Below are 22,579 nucleotides of genomic sequence, written 5' to 3' on the forward strand. Positions count from 1 at the left end.
GAGACCCGTCAAGTCAAGGGACGCCCGAGCGCTCGGAGCGCCGGGCTGGATCGTGCGTCCCCGACTGCTCCAGCCAGATGGCGGCGAGCTTGTGGCCGAGGGCCTGGTCTTCCTCGGTCAGCATCGCATGCGCAGCCTCCCAGATGAGCAGGTCGTGGAACCGGTACTGCGCCCGGCCTGGCGCGCGCGCCTCCTCCAGCAGCGGCGTGACCAGATCGCGCTCCTCGAGCTCGGTGAGCCCCGAGGAAGCATCGATCCCGTCGAGCAGCGCCTCCACGCCCTCTCGCCAGAACGACTGCCCGAACAGGCTCGCCGCTTCGAGGATCCTCCGCGCGCCGTTGCCGAGCCCCTCCAGCCGGCTCTGCACCATGAGGAGCACCGTCTCGGGGATCCCGGGCACCGCGCGCGCCGCGCGCGCCGAGCCCTCGCCCCCGCCCTCGCCCCCATCCTCGTCCCCGTCCGCGCCTGCGTCTCGGATCAGCTCCTCCAGCAGGAAGGCGTTGCCGCCCCCGCGCTCCACCACCGCGGAGAGCACCTCCTCGCGCGTGCCGCCTCCCAGCACCTGCCGCGCGAGCTTCTCGCTCGCCTTGCGCGACAGCGGTTCGAGCCGCACCCGCGTGAGCCTCCGCCTCTCCCACAGCTTCGGGAACCCCTCGTCCACGCCGCCCGCACCGGCGCGCCCCAGCCCGAGCACCACGAGCGGCAGATCGGAGAGCTCCCCGAGCGCTGCGTCGACGAGCCGCAGCGTCTGCGCGTCTCCCCACTGCAGATCCTCCAGCACGAGCAGCAGCGGTCGCGCCTGGCACTCCGCGCGGAGCAGGTGCACCCAGGCGCTGCGCATCTGCTCCCGCAGCCGCGCCGGATCGCGGAACACGGTGTGACCGAGCTCGACCCCCTCCACCTTCGGGGGCAACCCGAACAGCTCCCCGAGCGCCGCCACGATCGCCTCCGGCGCGATCGGCCCTGCCGCGAGGTGCCGCCCGAGGAGCGCGTCCACCTTGCGCCGCCGCTCCTCGCCCGTGTCGCTCCCCGTGATCCCCGCCGCGCGTCGCAGCACGTCTCCGAGCAGCCCGAACGCCCCCCCAGCGCGCGCCGGATCCCCGCAGCCCACCCACACCTCCACCTCCGCCCCCCGCGCCCGGAGCCTCCTCACCAGCTCCTGCGCGACGCGCGACTTGCCAGCCCCCGCCTCCGCGGTCACGAGCACCACGCCCGACTCCGACTCCTCCACGCACCGCCCGAACAGCCCTTCGAGCTGCGCCAGCTCCCGCTCCCGGCCCACGCACGAGGTGACCTTGCCGAGCAGGAGCCTCACCCGGTCGAGCGGAGCGCGCTCCCTGCGGAGCACGCCCCCACCCGGCGTCCCCTCCACCTCGAAGCGACCCCCGAGCAGCCCGACCATCTCCTCGTCCACCCGGGCTGCCCCCTCCCCGCCGAGCAGCGCCGCCGCCCGCGCCTGCAGCGCCCCTGCAGGCAGCCCCTTTCCTGCCACCACCGCACGGCCCGCGACCGCCGCCACCTCCGCCCCCCGCACGCCCTGCAGCGCCAGCGCCGCCCGCGCCGCCCGCGCCGCCAGATCCGTGGCCGCCCCGGCGCCTGTCAGCACCACCGCGATCTCTCCCTCCCCGAGCGCCTCGAACCGCCCCCGCTGCCGCTCCGCGGCCGCCCGTCCAGCACGCGCCAGCGCCTCCCGCGCGCCTCCCTCCCGCGCCTCCGCTTCCGGCGACGATCGCGCCAGCACCAGGGCCACCACCCGCTGCTCCGCGGCGCTCAGGCGCTCCGGCGCGCGCCACACCCCGCCCGGCATCCACCCCCCCGCCATCCATCCCCCGGCGGCCGCTCCACCCGCTGCCGCGGCCATCTCGCGCGCGATCTGTCGCAGCTCGGCCGCCACCTCGCCGCCGTGCTTCGGGCGCGCGCTCGGCGACCGCGCCAGCATCCGTCCGACCAGCGCATCGAGCGCGGCAGGCACCTCCGCCCGCAGCGACCGGAGCCGCGGGGGCTCCTCCGTCATCGCGTTGAACAGCCCCGAGATCGGATCTCCCTCGGCGACCGGCACGCGCCCCGCGAGGCAGCGGTACATGACGCACCCGAGCGAGAACACGTCGGCCCGCGCGTCCACGTCCGAGGCCCCGCGCGCCTGCTCCGGTGCCACGTAGCCCACCGTGCCCAGGAGCGCCCCTGGCACCGTCAAGACCAGCGTCGCGCTCAGTCCCCGCGCGATGCCGAAGTCGATCAGCGTCAGCCCCTCCACCGCTCCGCCCCGCAAGAACAGGTTGCTTGGCTTCACGTCGCGGTGGACGACCCCGAGGCGGTGCACGGCGCCCAGCGCCTCCGCGGCGCGCAGCCCGAGCATGAGGGTCTCCTCCACGCCGAGCGGCCCGCGCTTCAGCCGGTCCGAGAGCGTCTCCCCCTCCAGCCACTCCATCACCAGGTACGGCTCCCCGTCCGCCGTCACGCCCGCCGCGATGTACCGGACCACCCGCGGGTGCCCCAGCCGCGACAAGAGCCGCGCTTCCCGCGCCAGCCGCTCCACCTCGCGTGCCCCCGGCGCCTGCAGCACCCGGAGCGCCACCGCCTCCCCCGTGCCGTCCGACGTCAGCGTCAGCGTCCCCGGCTTGCCCCCTGCGAACCCTTGCTGCACCGCGGAGCCGCGCAGCACCTTGAGCGCGACTGGCGCACCCGAGCGTCGATCGAGCGCCCGGTACACCCGACCCATCCCTCCAGCGCCTGCGAGCCGCTCCACCTGGAAGCGGTCCGCGACGACCTCGCGTTCCCAGACCATTGGATGTCCGAGTACCACCAGAACGCGGATCCGCGGAGTCCAGGCAAGGCCATGACGATCTGACGGTGCGGACGTGTGTACCGCGTCAACTGCAGGTTGACAGCCTCGGTGTCCTCGTCGCCGCGGATTTCGCGCGTTTCACGCCTCCGCAGCGCTGGCCCGAAGCCTGCACGGGCAGCCTCCCCGCGCGAGCACCCCTCGCCCCCGCCGCTCGCGTCCCTGGATGCGGCGAAGGGCCATGTTCCACGAGCCCAGAAAGATCGAGCACCTGCATGAACAGCATCAGGCGTGAACCTTCCCTCCACCCGCGGGCCCTCCGGAGCGCCCGCGTTCTCCGACGCCTCCGCCGCGCGCTCTCGCGCCCGGCCCCCCCTGGCCCTGCTCCTGTCCCTCTCCGCCTGTGCCGAAGCCCCCTCCTCACCGGGCGTCGGCGAGGCCTCCCAGCCGCTCTCCCTTCTCCCCGATCTCGTCTCCGTCTCCGGCGAGGTCGCCCTCAGCGCTCCGACCACAGGCCCCGCCGCAGGCCTCCAGGAGCAGCCGAGCATCGCCTGGAACGGCACGCACCACCTCATCACCTGGCAGGATGACCGCAGCGGCAGCACCGACCTCTGGGTCACCCGCGCTGCCGCCGACGGCAGCCTCCTCGACCCGGTCGGCACCCTGCTCATCAACGACGCTCAGGACCCCGAGGTGGCCAGCAACGGCACCGACTTCCTCGTGGTCTACGGCCGCGAGAACGGCGCCCTCGAAGCCGCCCGCGTCAGCGCCAGCGGAGCGCTGCTCGGCCAGGCGGTGATCCCCGGCGCCAGCTACGCGGACTACCGCAGACACCGCGTCGCGTTCGACGGCCAGAGCTACGTCATCGCCTGGGCAGACGGCGACCTCCACTACGCCCGCGTCAGCCCCCAGGGGACCGTGCTCGGTCCGGGCGCGATCACGGTCGGCGAAGGGGAAGAGGCCGCCCTCGCTTTCGACGGCACCAACACCCTCCTCGTGACCAACGACGTCACCGACCACGCGCGGGTGGTGGGCAGGCGCCTCTCCCCTCAGGGCGTCCTGCTCGACCCGGAGCCCTTCGTGATCGCCTCCATCGACGACGGCGCCACGGGCTACAGGACCGTGGGCGTGGGGTGCACGAGCGGCGTGTGCACCGTCGCCTGGGGGGCGATCTTCTCCTCCTGGTCCGACTGGGTCGCGTCGATCGAGGCGGTGCGCATCACCCCCCAGGGCACCGTCCTCGATCCGCAGCCCATCCTCGTTTCGAGCAGCCACGGCAGCGAGTCCCAGGAGATCCTGGTCGGCCACGACGGGCAGGACGCGGTGCTGGTCTGGCAGCTCGGCTACGACGACGGCATGCTGCCCGCCGCGGGCCTCTACACCGCGCGCCTCCCCGCCCAGGCCACCTCGGTCGGCCCCATCGTCACCCTCGCCAACCGGTACGGCGTACCGGGACACCACCCCGCCCTCGCCTCCGGAGGCCCCAGCGGCCCGAGCCCCCTCGTGGCCTGGTCGGATGAGCGCGACCAGAAGGACTACGCCTACAAGGCCAACGACGTCACCGGCGTGCGGCTCGGCGCGAGCGGCCCTGTCGGCACCCCCTTCATCGTCTCGGGCGCGCCCGACCAGCGCCACCCCTCGGTCGCCTTCGACGGCCAGAGCTTCGTGGTCGCCTGGAGCGACGGCCGCAACGGCCAGAGCGGCGCCGCGTCGGACATCGTCGCGGCGCGGGTGTCTTCCAGCGGGAGCGTGCTCGACCCGCAAGGCCTCCAGCTCCCCACAGACTCCTTCGACTGGTTCGCGGGGTGGGACGTCCGCCCGCGCGTCGCCACGGACGGCGAGCGAGCCGTGGTGGGGTGGATGAGCTGCAACGCCGGCATGGAGCCGGAGTGCGTCCACCAGGCCGCGCGGGTCTCTCCGGCGGGGGCCGTGCTCGATGCCTCCCCCCTCAACCCGCAGAGGATCGCCCTCGGAAACTACGACGCGAGGACCGTGAGCCCACCGGCGCTGCTCTCCGGCGAGGACCAGGCGCTGTTCGTCGACCCCTACGACCTCGCCTGGTCCCGCGTCGATCAGGCCGGTCAGGTCACCACGAGCTTCGTGGTCGATGCGTGGTACCCCTTCCACTGGTCGGACCTCATCCTCCCCACGGCGTCCGCGTCCGACGGCACGAACCACCTCCTCATCCGCGCCGGGGACAGCGGCGGGCTCGAAGGCGCGCGCCTCTCGCCCGGCGGTGACCCGCTCGACGATCCCCCCTGGTTCTCCATCGCCCCCGCGGGCGGCAGCGTGGAGAGTGCCACGGTGGCCTTCGACGGCGCGCACTACGTGGTGGCCTGGCACGATGCCGCCAGCCCTGCGCCGCGCATCCTCGCGGCCCGCGTCGCGCCCGACGGCACCGTGGTCGACGCCACGCCGGTCACGGTCTCCGAGCACCCCGGCTGCGACGCCGTGGCACTCGACACCCAGGGCGCCGCGCACAGCGGCCACCGCACCCTCGTCGCCTGGCAGGCCTGTGGCGCCAGCGGCCCCGACCTCTTCGGCGCCGCGCTTGACGACGACCTCGGCGTCTCCCTCTTCCGCATCACCAGCGACGCCCACTCCGACCGCGCCCCCGCGCTCGCTGCCGACGGCGACAAGGTCCTCGCCACCTACTCCAGCTACCGCGCGGCGGCCCCCCTCGCCGCCGAGCGCGTCTACGGCCGCGTGCTCACGGACATCCCGGCCCTGGGCTGCTCGATGCAGGGCGGCTCCGCCGGCAATGCCTTGCCTCTCGCCGGCCTCGGCCTGCTCGCCCTCGTCGCCCAGCGGCGCCGTCGCAGCCGCTGAACACCCCCCCGACCGGGGCGCGCGGCGTGTCCTGGTTGGCACCTCGACACCTTGCCCTGTCAACCGTGTCAACCGCGCGTTGACGACGCCCGCGCCTTGTCGCCCACGAATCCCCTCGGCTCCCCGCCCTGAAGCCCTCGGCTTCATCCTCCGGAGCGCTGGCCCGAAGTCTGCACAGGTGCCCGCCGCAACCGCTGCGGCGACACCTCGCTGAAAGCCATGCCGCCGCGTCGACGACACGCGGCAGGTACCTCGTCACAACATCCACAAGGTTCGATCCATGCCCACCCACCCGTCCGCGCCCGCACTTTCCCGGCACCTCCAGGGCACCCGGAGCGCCCGTACCCTCCGCCGCGCGCTCTCGCGCACGGCTCCCCTGGCCCTGCTCCTGTCTCTTGCCGCCTGCGCCGAGGCTCCCTCTTCGACCGGCGTCGGCGAGGCCTCCCAGCCGCTCTCCCTCCTCCCCGATCTCGTCTCCGTCTCTGGCGAGGTCGCCCTCGGCGCGCCGGTCTCGGGACCCGCCGCGGGCCTGCAAACCCGGCCGGGCGTCGCCTGGAACGGCACCCACTACCTCGTCGTCTGGCAGGACGACCGCAGCGGCGGCTCCGATCTCTGGGTCACCCGCGCCGCCGCCGACGGCACCCTCCTCGATCCGGTCGGCACCCTGCTCATCAAGGACGCCGAGGACCCTGTCGTGTCCAGCGACGGCACCGACTTCCTCGTCGTCTACGGCCGCGCCAATGGCACCCTCGAAGCCGCGCACGTCAGCGCCACGGGCGCGCTGCTCAGCCAGGCGGCGATCCCCGGCGGCTTCTACGCGGACTACTACAAGTACCGCATCGCGTTCGACGGCCAGAGCTACGTCATCGCCTGGGCCGACAGCAACCTCTACTACGCCCGCGTCAGCCCCCAGGGCGCCGTGCTCGGCCCGGGCGCGGTCTCGCTCGGCCCGGGCTACGAGGCCGACGTCGCCTTCGACGGCACGAGCACCCTCCTCGTGACCAACGACTTCACCGACCACGCGCGGATCCTGGGCAGGCGCCTCTCCCCTCAGGGCATCCTCCTCGACGCCGAGCCCTTCGTGATCGCCTCCATCGACGACGGCGCCACGGCCTACCAGGGTGTGGGCGTGGGCTGCACGAGCAGCCAGTGCACCGTCGCCTACGGCACGCTCTACGTCACCTGGATCGACGCGTACTCCACCATCGAGGCGGTGCGCATCACCCCCCAGGGCACCGTCCTCGACCCGCAGCCCATCGTCGTCCTCGACAGCCAGAACCACAGCGGCGACCCCCAGGAGATCCTGGTCGGCAACGACGGTGAGGACGCGGTGCTGGTCTGGCAGCTCGGCTACGACGACGACTCCCTGCCACCCGCAGGCCTCTACACCGCGCACCTCCCCGCCCAGGCCACCTCGGCCGGATCCATCGTCACCCTCGCCGAGCGCGACACCACGCCGGGCATCCACGCCGTCCTCGCCTCCGGAGGGCCGAGTCCCCTCGTGACCTGGTCCGATCAGCGCGACGAGTACAACGGCGTCTACGAGGCGCATGATCTCACCGGCGTGCGGCTCGGCGCGAGCGGCCCCGTTGGCACGCCCTTCGTCGTCTCGGGCGCGCCTGATCAGCGCCACCCCTCGGTCGCCTTCGACGGCCAGAGCTTCGTGGTCGCCTGGAGCGACGGCCGCAACGGTCGGAGCGGCGCCGCGACGGACATCGTCGCCGCGCGCGTGTCCTCCAGCGGGAGCGTGCTCGACCCGCAAGGCCTCCCGCTCCCGACAGCCTCCTTCGGCTGGTACAACGCGTGGGACGTGCGTCCGCGCGTCGCCACCGACGGCGAGAAGGCCGTGGTGGGGTGGGTGAGCTGCAATGGGAGCGACCTCGAACCCACCTGCGTCAACCAGGCCGCGCGGGTCTCCCCGGCGGGCGCCGTGCTCGACACCTCCCCCCTCAACCCGCAGATGCTCCTCTTCGGACGCTTCGACGCGCGGACCGAGACCCCGCCGGCGCTGCTCTCCGGCGACAGCCAGGCGCTGTTCGTCGACCCCTTCGATCTCGCCTGGTCCAGCATCGATCAGGCTGGCCAGGTCACCTCGAGCTTCGTGACCGACGAGTGGTTCCCCTTCCACGAAGGGGGCAGCAGCCTCCCCGTGGCCTCCGCGTCTGACGGCACAAACCACCTCGTGGTCCGCGCCGGCTACTCCGGCGGCCTCGAAGGCGCGCGCCTCTCGCCCGGCGGTGACCCGCTCGACGACCCGCCCTGGTTCCCCATCGTCCCCGCAGGCGGCGCCGTGCAGAGCGCCACCGTCGCCTTCGACGGCGCGCATTACGTGGTGGTCTGGCACGATGCCGCCGGCCCCGCGCCGCGCATCCTCGCGGCCCGCGTCGCGCCCGACGGCACCGTGGTCGACGCCCCGCCGGTCACCGTCTCCGAGCACGCCGGCTGCGCCGCCATGGCGCTCGACACCCAGGGCGCCGCGCACAGCGGCCACCGCACCTTCGTCGCCTGGCAGGCCTGCGGCGCCAGCGGCCCCGACCTCTTCGGCGCCACGCTCGACGACGACCTCGGCGTCTCCACCTTCCGCATCACCGACGACGCCTACCCCGACCGCGCCCCCGCGCTCGCTGCCGACGGCGACAAGCTCCTCGCGGTCTACTCCAGCTACCGCGCCGCGGCCCCCCTCGCCGCCGAGCGCGTCTACGGCCGCGTCCTCACCGACATCCCGGCCGTGGGCTGCTCGATGCAGGGCGGCTCCGCCGGCAACGCCCTGCCCCTCGCCGGCCTCGGCCTGCTCGCCCTCGTCGCCCAGCGGCGCCGTCGCAGCCGCTGAACACTCCCCGACCGTGGCGCGCGGCGCGTCCCTTTGCGGGCGCGCCGTGCGCCACAGGTCCCTTCCTCGCCCGAGGGCACCTCCAGCGCCTGGGCACCGCTTCCTGATTCCCAGCGATCGCACTTCATGACGACCCTCGGCCCCGCACCCGCGGGCGAGCCCGGACCTTCGGCGACCACGACCCTGCGCCGACCCGAGCATCGCCAGGGCGTGTCGAGCCACGCTCATGTCCATCGCGCCAACTGCGGGTTGACGCGCCGCAACCGTGCCCCCTGCGGATCTCCCGCGTTTTCACGACCCAACGCGCTGGCCCGCAGCCTGCACAGGGCCTGCCCCCACCATCACCCCGACCCGCGAGGCCGCTGCTCCTGCGGGCGGCAGGTCCCTCGTCACGAACTCCAGAAAGAGAGATCGGTCCATGTCCACGCCTCGACCCATGTCCGCGCTTCCCCAGCATTCCCGGGGCAGCTTCCTGGGCGCCCGCGCCCTCCGGAGCCTGTGCTCGCGCACCGCTCCCCTGGCCCTGCTCCTCGCGCTCTCAGCCTGTGTCGAGGTGAGCTTCTCGCACGATACCTCCCCGAACCCCCCTTCGCCCCCGAGTGCCGTCGTCGTCGCCGACGAGTTCGCCCTGAGCAACCCGGCCACGGGACCCGCCGCGGGCCTGCAGAACGAACCGGCCGTCGCCTGGAACGGCACCTATTACCTCCTCGTCTGGCACGACGACCGCAGCGGCAGCTCCGACCTCTGGTTCACCCGCGTCGCCGCGGATGGCACCCTCCTCGACTCGGTCGGCGAGCGGCTCGTCGCGAACGCCTTCGATCCTGTCGTGGCCAGCGACGGTGCCGATTTTCTCGTCGTCTACAGCCGCCACGACGGCACCCACGAAGCCGCGCGGATCAGCGCCGCCGGCGTGCTCCTCGGCCAGGTGGAGATCCCCGGCGCCCATGTCTACGTCCGCCGCAGGTCCCGCATCGCGTTCGACGGCCAGAGCTACGTGATCGCCTGGGGGGACGGCAACCTCTCGTACACCCGCGTGAGCCCCCAGGGTGCCGTGCTCGGCCAGGGCGCAGTCCTGGTCGGCAAAGGCCTCGACGTGGATCTCGCCTTCGATGGAACCAACACCCTCCTCGTGGCGATCGACAGCGCCGACAGGACCAGGGTCATGGGCTACCGCCTCTCACCCCAGGGCGTTCTCCTCAACACCACGCCTCTCGTGATCGCCTCCACCAGCGCCCCCCTCACCCAGTACCACTCGGTGGGCGTGGGTTGCGTCGGCGGCCTCTGCACCGTCGCCTGGGGCAAGGTCGACTCGGAGCTCCCGGTGGCAATGGCGGTCGAAGCGGCCCGCGTCGACACTCAGGCTACCGTCCTCGATCCACAGCCCATCGTCGTCTGGGAAACTGACGGACATAACGGCGAGCCGCAGAGGGTCCAGGTAGGGATCGACGGACAGAACACCCTGCTGGTCTGGGAGTTCGGTGCCTACGAGTACGACAACCATGTCGCGCCCTCCAGCCTCCGTGCGGCGCGCCTCTCCCCCCAGGGCACGCCCGTCGGTGCCACCTTCACCTTCGCCGAGCGATCCAGCACGCCCGGCGCCCACGTCACCCTCGCCTCCGGAGGTCCGAGCCCCCTCGCCGTCTGGTCCGATCAGCGCGACAAGTTCGACGTCATCTACGAGGCCCATGACCTGACCGGCGTGCGGCTCGGCGCGAACGGGCCCCTCGGAGCGCCTTTCCTCGTCGTGGGGGCGCCCGACCAGCGCCACCCTTCGGTCGCCTTCGACGGTGACAGCTTCATGATCGCCTGGAGCGACGGCCGCAACGGCCAGAGCGGGGCCGCGACGGACATCGTCGCTACCCGGGTCTCTCCCGAGGGCGACCTGCGCGATCCCGAGAACCTCCTGCTCGGAACAACCTCGTCCGGCTGGCTACGTTGGGACGTCCGTCCTGCCGTCTCCACCGACGGTGAGAACACGGTGGTCGGCTGGTTGACGTGCGACGCGAGCGAGATGGAGTCCGAGTGCCTCCACCAGGCGGCGCGGGTGTCTCCCGCGGGCGCGGTGCTCGACGCGGCGCCGCTGAGCACCGAGATGCGCTTCGACAGGATCTCCGATGCGAGGTTCATGAGCCCGCCGGCGCTGCTTTCCGGGGACAGCTACGTGGTCTCCGTCTCACCCCACAGCCTCCACCGTGCCCGCATCGATCAAGCAGGCCAGGTCACCCTCAGCTTCGTGCCGCCCGCTGACACCCTCCCGCCCGCGGAGAGGATCGAGCCCGCGACGGTCTCCGCCACCGCTTCCGACGGCACGAACCATCTCCTGCTCCGCTCCCCGGCCAGCGCCATCGAGGGCGCGCGCCTCTCACCCGACGGTGAGCCGCTGGACGACCCGCCCTGGTTCACCCTCTCTCCCCCGGGCTTCCACGCCCACCGCCTCACGGCCGCCTTCAACGGCGCGCATTACGTGGTCGTCTGGCATGACACCACCCCCCCCGCCTCGCGCATCCTGGCCATGCGCGTCACGCCCGACGGCGCCGTGGTCGACCCCGCGCCGGTGGTGATCGCCGAGTACACCGGCTGCGACGCCGTGGAGCTGGACCGCCAGGGCGCCGTGCACGGCGCTCACCGCACCCTGGTCGCCTGGCGGGCCTGTGGCGCGAACAGCTCCGACCTCTTCGGCGCCGCGCTCGACGCCGACCTCAACGTGGCCACCTTCCGCATCACCGACGACGGCAGCCCGGATCACGCCCCTGCGCTCGCGGTCCACGACGGCAAGATCCTCGCGGTCTACTCCAGCTACCGCGCCGCGGCCCCCCTCGCCGCCGAGCGCGTCTACGGCCGCTTCCTCACCGAGGTGGCCCCAGCCGCACCTTGAGCGAGTCGAGCTTCCGGATCAGCGGGTGCGGCCCGAACACCGCCTCCCCTTCGAGCTGCATCTCCGGGTAGCGCGCGACGAGCGTGCCCACTGCCACCTGACCTTCGAGCCGCGCCAGGTTGGCCCCCAGGCAGAAGTGCGCGCCGTTGCCGAAGGCGATGCTGGTGACTGACTCCCGGCTCGGATCGAAGGCGTCGGGCATGTCGATCGCCGACGCATCGCGCATCGCGCTGTTGAGCAGGAGGACCATCATCTGGCCCTTCTTGATCGGCACGCCCTCGACCTCCGTGTCCTCCTTGGCGTAGCGGGTGATCCCCAGCTTGCCGAAGTTGTCGAAGCGAAGCACCTCCTCCAGCACGCCCTTCATCAGCTCCGGGTTCTCTTTCACCTGCTCCATGAGGGCCGGCCTCCGCAGGAGGTTGAGCACCATGAACCCGATGAGGTGCACCGTGGTCTCCGAGCCCCCCACGATGAGGCCCGACACCAGCGCCATCAGCTCGTCCTTGTTCAGCCGATCTCCCAGCTCCTCCGCCTGGATCAGGCTGGTCAGGATGTCTCCCTCGATGGGGTTCTTGCGCCGGTCGTCGATGATCTCCCCGATCATCGCGATGCCCTCCCGGATCGCCGCGAAGTTCGCCTCGATCGACCCCGGCGGGATCAGCATGGGGAGGAGCTGCTGGATCACGGCGTCGGCGAAGTGGTGGAACTTGTCCTGGTAGCTCACGGGGATCCCGAGCATCGCCCCGATGACCCGCACCGGGATCTTGTCGGCGAAGTCGCGCGCCACGTCGAACGTCTCCCCGGCCTCGGCGGTGCTCAGCACCTCGTCCACGATCGCCTGCACCGCGGGGCGCAGCCGCTCGGTCGCGCGCGGGGTGAAGGACGGGCTCACGAGCTTCCGCACCCGGGTGTGCGCCGCCTGATCCAGCGAGAAGAGCCCGTTCTTGTTCATCGCCACGAACTCCGGGCACTGCGTGTGCGCCGGGTTCGCCGAGGCGAACTCCCAGGCCTGCCGGTCCGTCGTGAACCGCGGATCCCGCAGGAGCTGCACCACCATCGCGTACCGGCTCACCAGCCAGCAGCGCCCCTCGTCCCAGTAGAGCAGCGGCGCGCTCTCGCGGAGCCGCTCCAGCGCGGGATAAGGGTCCCTGGTGTACTCGGACGAGAATGGCTTGAAATCCGCCGATCGGCCTGCCGCGTGGCTCTGTTGTTCGAGCATGAGTTCCTCTCTTTCCCCGCTTCCCCGCTTCCCCGCTTCCCCGCTTCCCCGCGGAGACGCGCCCCTCACTTCCCCTGGCTCACTTCCCCTGGCTCACTTCCCCTGGCTCACTTCTCCTGGCTCACTTCTCCTGGCTCACTTCTCGCGCGTCGACAGCGCCTGGCGCGGGCACACCCGCACCGCCCTCTCGACCTTCTCCTGGAGCTCGGACGGCACCTCCTCCATCAGCACGTTCAGCCTGTCCTCGGCCTCGTCGAGGCGAAAGACCTCGGGCGCTGCCTTGACACACACACCGTTGGCCTCGCAACGATCCCAGTCCACCACGAGACGCATGCACCCTCCAGGTCTCGGACCCTCTCTCACCCGCGGCGCCTCCGCGGACCCCGGAACCCTCTCCATCACGCCTTGAGCAGCCGCAGCACCACGTCGAGCGATGGCCACGTCGCCCCCGGGTTCATGAGCTGGCTGAGCGTCATTCCCTGCACCACGGAGAGCAGCGCGCTCGCCAGCTCCTCGGGCGCCGCCGGGGTGATCTGACCTGCGCGCTGCCCCTCCTCGATCATCGCCGTCAGATCCTCCAGCACCTTCATCCCATGGCACTTCAGCGCCTCGCGCAGCGGCGCGGGGACCGCCTCGCTCAGGTGTGCATGCAGGATGATCAGCAGGTATTCCGGCTCATCGCGCATCCCGGCCATCATCTGCGCGCACACCGACGCCAGCCGGTCCCAGGGCGTCCCTCCCTGCTGCGCCGCCGCCCAGAGCAGGCCCTTCCATCCCTCCACGGCCGCACCCACCGTGGCGGCGAAGAGGGCTTCCTTGTCAGGAAAGTAGTGATAGACGAGCCCGTGGCTGATCCCTGCGCCCGCGGCGACATCCGCGATCTTGGTCGCCGCGAAGCCATTCCTGGCGAATGCGACGCGGGCCGCCTGTAGCAATGCCGCCCGCCGCTCGTCTTTGAGCTGCTCGACCTGCTCTGCGCTGCGCGGGCACACGCCGCTCCCCGCCCTCCCGTGCCGTTGACTTACCGTTCAATCAACGGCCGCGCAAGGCGCAATCGTCACGTTGCAATGGCGAGGTAGGTGTCAGGGCGCGCTCCTGCGCGACGACCCCCGGTGCAGACCGGAGCGCACCGGAGCCTCTCGTCTCAGGCTGTCGAACGCGTCCCGCGCATGCGGTACACCGGCGCCCCCGTCATCCGAGCCATCGCCGTCCGCGGCGTCTCCCATGGCTTGCCGGGAGCCTCGCCATCGGCAGTCTCCGGGTGGGACGCCCACCGCGCCTGCCCCAGCGCGTGCTCCGCCATCTCCCGCCCCCGCTCGATCAGCGCCTCCATTGAGCTCTTGCGCGGCAGCATGCGCCCCAGCATCGGCCCCAGCCGGTGCGTCGGCGGCGGCGTGATCGCCAGGAACCGCGCCCCCCGGTACGCCCCCTCCCGGATCTCCGCGTCCGCGAACCCCACGTTCGAGGCTCGGCGCGCGAAAATCTCTGCGTACCGCGTCACCGCCCGCCGCGTCGTCGGGGGGAACCCGGACGACGGCACCACGTGCACGTTGCACAGGTAGACGATCTCGGACGCCCCCAGCTCGATCGCCGCGTCGAGCGGCGCGTTGTGCAAGAGCCCCCCGTCCGAGAGCACCTGCCCCTGCAGCAGCACCGGCGGGAACAGCGGCGGCAGCGAGTACGACGCGTGCGCCACCTGCCGCAGCTCCTCCGCGTTCGCCTCCGTGCGGTTGCCGCGGATCTTCACCTCCCCCGTGCACAGGTCCACCACCAGGAACCCGATGCACCGCGTGTCGTGGAACATCGTCTCGAACGACACCCCCTCGTCCACCCGCGCGTGGAACCGGTTCTCGTCGAGGATCCCCAGGGTCGGCGTCTTCACCCCCTCCCAGAGCAGCTTCGCCCAGTGCAGGGACATCCAGAAATCCACCGCCGCCCGCGGCCCTCCCGCGTATGCGCGCAGCAGGTTGATGCTCCCCGCGCTGGAGCCGATCATCGCGTCGGCGCTCCACCCCGCGTCGTCCAGCACCCCCAGCGCCCCTGCCGAGAACGCCCCGAGGGTGCCGCCCCCGCCCAGGATCATGACGCGCATCGCAGCGCCCCCTCGTCCTTCGTGCCCTTCATCCCGCGCGCCTCGCGCCACTCCCCGACGAGCCCGTCGAGCAGCGACTGCGTCTGCGCCCACACCTCACGGTGCAGCGCCCTCGTGCCCACCTCGTCGCCTTCCTTGCATGTCGCCTGGATCGGCTTGCCGATGCGGAACCAGAACGGCACCGCCTCCGGCAGCGGCCCCCGCCCCCAGAGCAGCGGCAGATCGTACTTGTCGTTCCCCATCAGGTACCGCCCCGAGCCCTCGATGCGCGAGAGGATATGGTACGTGTCGTCGACCCCCGCCGCCGCGAAGGGGATGATCGGCACCCCCGCCTTGAGCGCCACCTTCACGAACCCCAGGCTCTTCTCCCAGCGCAGCCGGTAGCAGTCCCCGGGGTTTCGCTTGAGCACCTCGCGCGCGCCCCCCGGGTAGCAGACCACCAGGTGATCCCGCCCGAGCGCGTGCAGCGCGTTCTCCACGTTCCCATACATCCCCCCGAGCCGCACGAGCGCGTCCCGCACACCAGGAACCCGGAAGAACCACCGGTCTGCGAGCCCCCTCGGCATCCTCCCGGTCATCTCGAAGAGCCGGTCGAAGAAGAGGACCGTCTCGTACCCGAGCAGCCCGTGGTTCCCCACGAGGAGCGCCGGCCCATGCGGCAGGTGCTCCAGCCCCTCGAAGCGCGGCGTGTGCACCGCATGAAGCGCCTTCACCAGTGGCCGGACGAGAGAGATGAGACGGGGATCCACCCGGTCACGCCACTGCTCGCAAACTTCACGTTGAGTCCACATGCGCCGGGACCGCTGCAACCAGCATGCCCCTGACAGCCGCGCTCCTCGTGCCGCCGCCGCCCTCCGCTCACGCTGAAGCGCGGACGGCGGCGAGCACTTCCTCCACGTGCCCGTCCACCTTCACCGGAGAGAACACCTTCACCACCTTGCCCTGACCATCCAGGACGAACGTGCTCCGGATCGTCCCTTCCACCTTCTTGCCGTACATCGTCTTCTCTCCCCAGACGCCGTAGGCGGTGTGCACCGTGCGGTCGGGGTCGCTGAGCAGCGCCACCTTCAGCCCCTGCTTCTCGCGGAAGTTCCCGTGGATCTTCACCGAGTCCCGGGAGATCCCCACCACGTCCGCCCCCGCCTTCGCGAACTGCCCGAGCGCCTCCGAGAACCCGATGGCCTCACGGGTGCAGCCCGGGGTGTTGTCCTTCGGATAGAAGAACATCACCAGCTTGCGCCCCTTGAAATCCTCCAGCTTCACCGTCTTGCCCGCGTCGCTCTGGAGCGCGAACCCCGGCGCCCTGTCTCCCTCTTTCAGCATCCTTCCATCCTCTCCCTTTTTTGCCCCCGGAACCCAACAGGGAGGCGTACCCGACCACGGCGGACTTGCACGCCGCCCTGGCGACATTAGCCTGAAGGTATGGGCATCCTCGGTCTCGTTTCGTTCGCGGTGTGGGTTTACGAGCTGATCGTCATCGCCAGGGTGGTCGGCTCCTGGTTCGGCGCCGACCCGCGCAAGCCCCTCATGAAGGCGCTCACCGCCGCGACCGAGCCAGTCTTCCAGCTCGTGCGGCCCGTCGCCCGCAAGATCCCGGGCCCTATCGACTGGACCCCCGCCATCGTGATCCTGGGCCTCGGCCTCCTCCGTCACTTCATCTAGGTCTCGATGAGGGGACTGTGGTCCCTTGCTTCCCCTGAAATGCAGCGAGGCCGACGTCGGGTGACGCCGGCCTCGTCGTGCTTCAGGCGCTGACGCGAGGGAGACGCCTCCCCCGAGCCCCACCCGCCTCCCGCGCTACCCCGCGGACTTCACCAGCCGCAGATCCTTCGGGCGCTTCGCCCGCTCGTGCAGCCGCACCTCGGTGGTGGTCGTGGCAGGCGCCCGCCGGCGCGTCGGCTGGTGGAGCCGCGCGCTCTCCAGGATCGACTCGCACAGCGTCCCGAAGTCGAGGCCAGCCGACGCGGCGATCTTGGGAAGCAGGCTGGTCTGGGTCATTCCCGGCAGGGTGTTGACCTCCAGCACGTACTCGTTCTCGCCGCTGGTCACGAGCAGGTCCACCCGCGCCGCGCCGCTGCAGCCGAGCGCCCGCGCCGCCCGCTCCGCCAGGTTCAGCACCCCGCGGTAGCGCGCCGGCGAGAGCCGCGCCGGCATGAAGTACTCGGTCATCCCGGGCGTGTACTTCGCCTCGTAGTCGTAGATGCCGTTCTTCGGGGCGATCTCGATGGCGCCGAGCACCTTGCCGTCGAGGATGCCCACGTTGACCTCCATCCCGGAGACGAAGCGCTCCACGATGGCGGCGTCATCGAACTCGAACGCCTTCTCCAGCGCGGGCACGAGCTCCTCGAACGAGGCCACCTTGGTCAGCCCGAGGCTCGACCCCTCGCCCCGCGGCTTGACGATCACCGGGAACCCGAACGACCCGTGCATCGACGCGACGTCGCTCCGGTCATCGGCCGCGTGCACCGTGTAGTAGGGCGGCGTCGGCACGTTGTGGAGCCGGAACATCTCCTTCGCCTTGAGCTTGTCCATGGCCAGGGCGCTCGTGAGCACGCTCGATCCCGTGTACGGGATGCGGGCCAGCTCCAGGAGTCCCTGGACGCAGCCGTCCTCGCCGAGCCTGCCGTGGAGCGCCAGGAACGCCACCTCCACCCGGGAACGCCGCAGCGTGGAGAGCAGCTCGGGCCCGAGGTCGTCGCCCAGGGTGATCCGGACGACGTCGTGGCCACGCGACTCCAGCGCCTCTGCGATGGCGGCCCCGGAGCGCAGCGATACCTCGCGCTCCCCGGACGAACCGCCCATCACCACGCCGACGCGCCTGCGGATCTGGTGCTTGATCATCAAACCTCCGACGCCCCCACCCACGAAATCCAATGCCACGCCGACACCTCCGGCAAAGGACAGCCACGCTGTCCACCGTCCTGGTGTCCGCAAGAACCGAACCAGCTTCGAACCAAGGTCAGACCGACGCGCCTTCCGGGCTCGGTCTGGGCCGCAAAATCCACGGGATCGGAGGGGAATTGACGTTCCCCTCCAGCGCCTTTTCCTCGCCCGGATCACCCGGCGAGGCGCACCTCCCGTGTCGATTCGCCCACGGTCCGACCATCGATTCGTTCGGGTATCAAGGTCCGCCCGCGGGGTCAACTAAACGGGGAACAGATCCCCGGGGGGTGAAACTGGGGGACGCCGTACTAGATTTGCGGCCATGCGGTATGAAGCCCTCGCCACTGCCTTCCGGGTGGCTCTCCTTCCTGTCCTCGTCCTCCTCGGACCTGCCTGCAGGATCGACACTGGTACTGGCGGCTCCTCGTCGACCCTGGGCCCCGATTCCTCGGTCACCCCCGGCGTGCCCGGCGTGCCCGGCGTCGGCGCCCCACCGGCCTCCGCGAGCGCGAGCGCCCTCGTCGACGTGCCTCCGGTCCCGCCGCCTTCGCCTGGCGCGCGCATCGAGGACGAGCGCAACACCATCGGTGTCTTCCGCGAGGTGGCCAGCTCCACGGTCTTCGTCACCCAGAAGCGCCAGGTCGTCGACCGCTACTCGGGCACTGCGGTCGACGTCCCCGCCGGCTCCGGCTCCGGCTTCGTCTGGGACCAGGAGGGCCACATCGTCACCAACTTCCACGTCATCGAGGGCGCCCAGGCCCTCACCGTCACCCTCCAGGGCGACAAGGCCTTCCCGGCGCGCGTCGTCGGCGTCGAGCCCCGCAAGGACATCGCCGTCCTCAAGATCGAGGCCGCCCGCGAGGAGCTGAAGCCCATCCGCGTCGCCCCCAGCCGCGAGCCCCTGGAGGTCGGCCAGAAGACCATCGCCATCGGCAACCCCTTCGGCCTCGACCACACCCTCACCACGGGCGTGGTCAGCGCCATCGGCCGCCAGGTCGACGGCATCGGCGGGGTCACCATCCGCGACATGATCCAGACCGACGCCGCCATCAACCCCGGCAACTCCGGCGGCCCGCTGCTCGATTCGAGCGGTCAGCTCATCGGCATGAACACCATGATCTACTCGAAGACCGGGTCCTCCGCCGGCATCGGCTTCGCGGTCCCCGCCGCCACCATCGCCCGCATCGTTCCCCAGCTCGTGAAGACCGGCCGCGTCGAGCAGGTCGGCCTCGGCATCCACCTCGACCCCTCCCAGCGCCTGGAGCGCCGCCTCCGCCTGCGCGGGGTCATCGTCACCGCCGTCATGCCCGGCGGCGCCGCCGAGAAGGCAGGCCTGCAAGGCCTCACCGAGACCGACCGCGGCCTCGCCCTCGGCGACGTGATCGTGGGCATCGATGGCGCCCCCATCGAGGACTACGACGGCCTCTACAACGCGCTCGACGGCAAGAAGGTCGGCGACAAGGCCAAGGTCGACGTGGTCCGCGGTCGCGACAAGCGCTCTGTGGAGGTCGACCTCCAGGCCCTCCCGCAAGCGCAGTAGCCGCAGTCCCCCCTCGCGACGTCCTCGACCTTCTCGACGCTACAGCGCAGCCCGCCCCGGCTTGCCGCGCAGCTTCTGCAGCGCGTGGGTGATGCCGCTCTGCAAGCTGCCCCGGGTGACGAGGCCCCGGAGATCCACGCCCAGGGTCACCAGGGTCTGGGCGACCTCGGGGCGGATGCCGGTGAGCACCACCTCGACGCCGAGCAGCCGGGCGCCTTGCGCGGCGCGGAGGAGCGAGTCCGCGACCTGGCTGTCGACCACCTTCACGCCCGTGATGTCGAGGATCGCCACCGTCGCGCGCGAGGTGGCGAGGCCCTCCAGCAAGGTGTTCATCACCTGCTGCGCGCGCACCGAGTCCACCACGCCCACGAGCGGCATCACCACCACCTCATCGGTGATGGGAATGAGCGGCGTGGAGAGCTCGGCGATGACGACCGCCTGAGCGCGAATGAGGTCTTCCTGCCGGCGTTGCGCTCCGCCTCGGCCTCCTTGCGCGCGGTCATGTCGTTGTTGATCTCGAGCACCGCCTCCGGCTCGCCCCGAGCGTCCCGCCGCAGCGCCCACCGGCTGTCGACGGTGACCTGGCCGCGCGGACCGGAGTGCCGCAGCTCGCCCTCCCAGTGGCCGCTCTCGATGAGCGCGCGCTCGATCTGTGTCAGCGGGACCGGGAACTCGGTGGCGAGGATCTCGTGCGAGGTGCGGCCCACCGCCTCTTCCCGGGTCAGGCCGTACATCCGCTCGGCGCCCTTGTTCCAGTAGAGGATCACCCCGTCAAGGCGCCGGACCATGATGGTGTCGTGCGCTAGATCGAGGAGGTGGGCTTGCTCCTCCAGCGTCTTCAGCTCGCGCGCGCGCTCGTGATCCACCGCGGCCGCTGCGCGGAGCTGGTCCTCCAGCTCGGCGACGCGCTGCCTCAGCCCGTCGTGATCCGAGCGCTCCGCTGGGCCGGGTGTGCTCATGCGGCTGGTGATAGCGCAGCCGTCACCGACGTTGGAAAGGGGGACCCGAACCGACCCGAAGGCGTCTGGGCGTGGACGTGAGGTGCTGAATCGTTGGCGCCCGCGGGTGCAGGTGCGCCCTCACCAAGGAGCGGGGCGCTCCTGAGTTGACCTCTGCGCTCCCGTGCATGGGCGCGGCGCTCCCGAGGTGACCCACCCGCTTCCGCAGGTTCACCGGCGCTCCCGCAGAGGAACGGCGCGCTCCCGCAAGTGAACCGTCCGCTCCCGCAAACACGCCGTCTGCTCCCGCAGAGGAACGGCGCGCTCCCGCAAGTGAACCGTCCGCTCCCGCAGAGGAACGGAGCGCTTCCCCAGGTGCGACACCGGCTCACGCCAGCGCAGCTCTCCTCCCGCAGTCCGCCCGAGCACCGCGCGAGCGCCAGCCACGCATCTCGGAGCCGGTCCTTCTGGATCCTCAGCCTACGAGCGCCGCCCGACAGCCCTCCGGCGCCTCCTCCTGCTCACCTCGGAGTGCTCCCGTGGTCTCCCGTCCCACATGTGGGGGTTTTCACCCAGTATCCGAACAACCTGCGCCGTTTTCCAGCCGTTGCGACTTCTCCCCGGCTGGCTGCCGTGTACCATCGGTTGCTCGGGACACCGGAGGGCGACATGGATGATCCGGTCAGCCTGGGCGACGTCATTGCAGACAAGTACCGCATTGATCGTGTGCTCGGACGTGGGGGGATGGGCGTCGTGGTGGCGGTCACCCATCTCCGTCTGCAGAAGCTTCGCGCCATCAAGCTGATGATGCCGCAGGCCCTGGAGATCCAGGGCATGGCGGAGTGCTTCATCCGCGAGGCCTGGACGGCCTGCGCGCTGGAGAGCGATCACGTCGCGCGCGTGATCGACGTGGGCGACCACGACGGCATCCCCTTCATGGTCATGGAGCACCTCGAAGGCAGCGATCTCGCCGCCGTGCTCGGGCGCCGCAGCACGCTGCCCGTCCGCGAGGCCACGCGCTACGCCATCGAGGTCTGCGACGCCCTCGCCGAGGCGCACACCCTCGGGATCGTGCACCGCGACATCAAGCCCGCGAACCTGTTCCTCGCGCAGCGGCGCCACGGCGCGGTGATGATCAAGGTGCTCGACTTCGGCCTCGCCAAGATGGCCGTGGTGCAGGCCCCCGACAGCCAGCGCAGCCCGATGAGCACCGGCTTCCTCGCCGGATCCCCGAACTACATGTCGCCGGAGCAGGCCCAGACCCGCCGCGACATCGACGGCCGCAGCGACATCTGGTCGCTCGGCGTCGTGCTCTACCAGATGCTCACCGGCAAGCTCCCCTTCGGCCAGGAAGGGACCACGGTTCTGCAGCTCATCGCCGCCATCTGCAGCGAGGCGCCGACGCCGCCCACCGAGTACCTGCCGAGCCTGCCGCCAGGCCTCTCTGCGGTGATCCTGCGCTGCCTGGAGAAGGACCGCGACAAGCGCTACCAGACGGCCGCGGAGCTCGCCGTGGCGCTCGCGCCCTTCGCCCCCGTGGACTGCGCGCCCATCGTCGCGCGCATCCGTCGGGTGATGGGCGCCCCTGCCTCGCTCATCCCGGACGCCTCGCCCATCCGCCTCATCGCGGTGAGCGATCTACCGCCGCCCCCGGTGCTCGACCCCTCGCCGCTCCTGGTCTCCACGGACGAGACGGTTCGCGTCGGGGCACGCATCTCCTCGCCGGGCCTGATGCCGGTGGTCCTCGCCTCTCCCTCGACGCCGCCCGCGGCGACGCCTCCCGCGGCCACCGAGAACGCGGCGCCCGCACGCGCGAAGGACGCGATGGCGACGCCGACGGACGCGGTGGCGACGCCGACCAGCGCGACAGCGGCGATGGCAACCCCCGCGACGGGTGTGCCAGCGGAGACGCCGACGGCGATGGCAACGCCCGCCACGGGTGTGCCGGCGAAGACGACCTCCGTCAAGCCGACGCCCGCGAACGTGGTGTCTGCCAGTGTGGTGCTCGCGAACGCGGTGCCCGCGAACGAGGTGCCCGCGAACACGCCCGCCGCGAACCAGACCTCCACGACGGAGCGCTCCGAGGACACGGCCGCGGTCGCTCCCACGAAGCGGCCCCCCCCACCCGTGCCCGTCGAGGGGTCCCCCTCCATCCCGCCGCTGGCGGCGCTGCCTCGGCCACCCTCGCTCCCTTCATCCCTGTCGTCGCCTGCGTCCTTGTCGTCGCCCGCGCCGATGTCATCGTCGCCTCCGGCCTCGTCGCTCGGGCCCGCCACGCTCACCAACGCGAGCTGGGATCGCAGCGGCATGCCGCTCACGCCGGTGCCCCAGGCGCCTCCCCTCCCGAGGTTCTCGGACTTCCCCCGCCCCTCGCGCGCGCGCCGGGGGACGGCGTTCACCGTCGCTGCTGCGGCGGCGATGTGCCTCGTCGCCGGAGGCTTTGGCGTGCTCGCCGGGGGCGGCATGGCCACCTCGCGGGGCGCCGCCTCGGGCGGGCTGCAGGGGCAAGCTCAGGCAGGCATCGCCGTCGCCGCTCAGCTCGCCACGGCCTCGATCCGCGCCCTCGGGCGCTGAGGCTCTGACGACCGACC

Annotated in this window: 16 protein-coding genes; 6 read left to right on the plus strand and 10 right to left on the minus strand. The window is 71.6% G+C overall.

Annotated elements, in window-relative coordinates:
- Nucleotides 1–13: 13 nt before the first annotated feature.
- A complete protein-coding gene (locus tag CAP_RS33495) occupies nt 14–2,785 on the minus strand; it encodes a serine/threonine-protein kinase (RefSeq protein ID WP_052376478.1) in 2,772 nt (923 codons plus the stop codon).
- Between the two features lie 288 nt (nt 2,786–3,073).
- Here CAP_RS33495 and CAP_RS33500 point away from each other — a divergent pair, with 288 nt between their 5' ends.
- From CAP_RS33500 to CAP_RS33510, 3 genes are all read left to right on the plus strand, one after another.
- On the plus strand, nt 3,074–5,611 hold the full coding sequence (locus CAP_RS33500) for an MYXO-CTERM sorting domain-containing protein (protein ID WP_044248311.1): 2,538 nt from the start codon (nt 3,074–3,076) through the stop codon (nt 5,609–5,611).
- A 280-nt stretch (nt 5,612–5,891) separates the two neighbouring features.
- Nucleotides 5,892–8,441 carry an MYXO-CTERM sorting domain-containing protein gene (locus tag CAP_RS33505; RefSeq protein ID WP_044248314.1) on the plus strand — a complete coding sequence of 850 codons (2,550 nt, stop codon included), beginning with the start codon at nt 5,892–5,894 and terminating at the stop codon, nt 8,439–8,441.
- A gap of 418 nt (nt 8,442–8,859) precedes the next feature.
- Nucleotides 8,860–11,316 (plus strand): TolB-like translocation protein, encoded by a 2,457-nt coding sequence (locus CAP_RS33510; protein WP_156041371.1) that lies wholly within the window; start codon nt 8,860–8,862, stop codon nt 11,314–11,316.
- Here CAP_RS33510 and CAP_RS33515 read toward each other — a convergent pair.
- The 6 genes from CAP_RS33515 to bcp all read right to left on the minus strand — a co-directional run bounded on the left by CAP_RS33515 (nt 11,288) and on the right by bcp (nt 15,950).
- A complete protein-coding gene (locus CAP_RS33515) occupies nt 11,288–12,535 on the minus strand; it encodes a cytochrome P450 (RefSeq protein WP_044248321.1) in 1,248 nt (415 codons plus the stop codon). The two genes, CAP_RS33510 and CAP_RS33515, sit on opposite strands and share 29 nt — an antisense overlap.
- A 135-nt stretch (nt 12,536–12,670) precedes the next feature.
- Nucleotides 12,671–12,868, minus strand: coding sequence for a ferredoxin (locus CAP_RS33520; protein ID WP_044248322.1), 198 nt, complete (start codon nt 12,866–12,868; stop codon nt 12,671–12,673).
- 65 nt (nt 12,869–12,933) lie between these two features.
- Nucleotides 12,934–13,527, minus strand: coding sequence for a TetR/AcrR family transcriptional regulator (locus tag CAP_RS33525; protein WP_044248324.1), 594 nt, complete (start codon nt 13,525–13,527; stop codon nt 12,934–12,936).
- 152 nt (nt 13,528–13,679) lie between these two features.
- Nucleotides 13,680–14,627, minus strand: a complete 948-nt coding sequence (locus tag CAP_RS33530; RefSeq protein WP_044248326.1) for a patatin-like phospholipase family protein — start codon at nt 14,625–14,627, stop codon at nt 13,680–13,682.
- Entirely contained in the window at nt 14,615–15,376 is a 762-nt protein-coding gene (locus tag CAP_RS33535; protein ID WP_052376479.1) for a lysophospholipid acyltransferase family protein, read from the minus strand. The genes CAP_RS33530 and CAP_RS33535 overlap by 13 nt, the downstream gene beginning before the upstream one ends.
- 109 nt (nt 15,377–15,485) lie before the next feature.
- Complete coding sequence (bcp, locus tag CAP_RS33540) at nt 15,486–15,950, minus strand: thioredoxin-dependent thiol peroxidase (RefSeq protein ID WP_044248328.1); 465 nt, start codon at nt 15,948–15,950, stop codon at nt 15,486–15,488.
- 99 nt (nt 15,951–16,049) lie between these two features.
- On the opposite strand from bcp, the gene CAP_RS33545 reads away from it, so the two are divergent.
- On the plus strand, nt 16,050–16,289 hold the full coding sequence (locus CAP_RS33545) for a YggT family protein (protein WP_044248331.1): 240 nt from the start codon (nt 16,050–16,052) through the stop codon (nt 16,287–16,289).
- Between the two features lie 135 nt (nt 16,290–16,424).
- Here the strand turns inward: CAP_RS33545 and CAP_RS33550 are convergent, their stop codons facing one another.
- Nucleotides 16,425–17,468, minus strand: a complete 1,044-nt coding sequence (locus tag CAP_RS33550; RefSeq protein WP_044248333.1) for a D-alanine--D-alanine ligase — start codon at nt 17,466–17,468, stop codon at nt 16,425–16,427.
- Between the two features lie 364 nt (nt 17,469–17,832).
- On the opposite strand from CAP_RS33550, the gene CAP_RS33555 reads away from it, so the two are divergent.
- Nucleotides 17,833–19,050 carry a S1C family serine protease gene (locus CAP_RS33555; RefSeq protein ID WP_081865534.1) on the plus strand — a complete coding sequence of 406 codons (1,218 nt, stop codon included), beginning with the start codon at nt 17,833–17,835 and terminating at the stop codon, nt 19,048–19,050.
- A 39-nt stretch (nt 19,051–19,089) separates the two neighbouring features.
- Here the strand turns inward: CAP_RS33555 and CAP_RS33560 are convergent, their stop codons facing one another.
- Nucleotides 19,090–19,428 carry an STAS domain-containing protein gene (locus CAP_RS33560; protein ID WP_044248336.1) on the minus strand — a complete coding sequence of 113 codons (339 nt, stop codon included), beginning with the start codon at nt 19,426–19,428 and terminating at the stop codon, nt 19,090–19,092.
- Nucleotides 19,428–20,009, minus strand: a complete 582-nt coding sequence (locus CAP_RS33565; RefSeq protein WP_044248338.1) for a PAS domain-containing protein — start codon at nt 20,007–20,009, stop codon at nt 19,428–19,430. The genes CAP_RS33560 and CAP_RS33565 overlap by 1 nt, the downstream gene beginning before the upstream one ends.
- A gap of 648 nt (nt 20,010–20,657) precedes the next feature.
- Between CAP_RS33565 and CAP_RS46120 the strand changes: the two genes are divergently transcribed.
- A complete protein-coding gene (locus CAP_RS46120) occupies nt 20,658–22,562 on the plus strand; it encodes a serine/threonine-protein kinase (RefSeq protein ID WP_052376480.1) in 1,905 nt (634 codons plus the stop codon).
- Nucleotides 22,563–22,579: the final 17 nt, after the last annotated feature.

Source organism: Chondromyces apiculatus DSM 436 (assembly GCF_000601485.1).
Classification (GTDB): Bacteria; Myxococcota_A; Polyangia; order Polyangiales; family Polyangiaceae; genus Chondromyces; species Chondromyces apiculatus.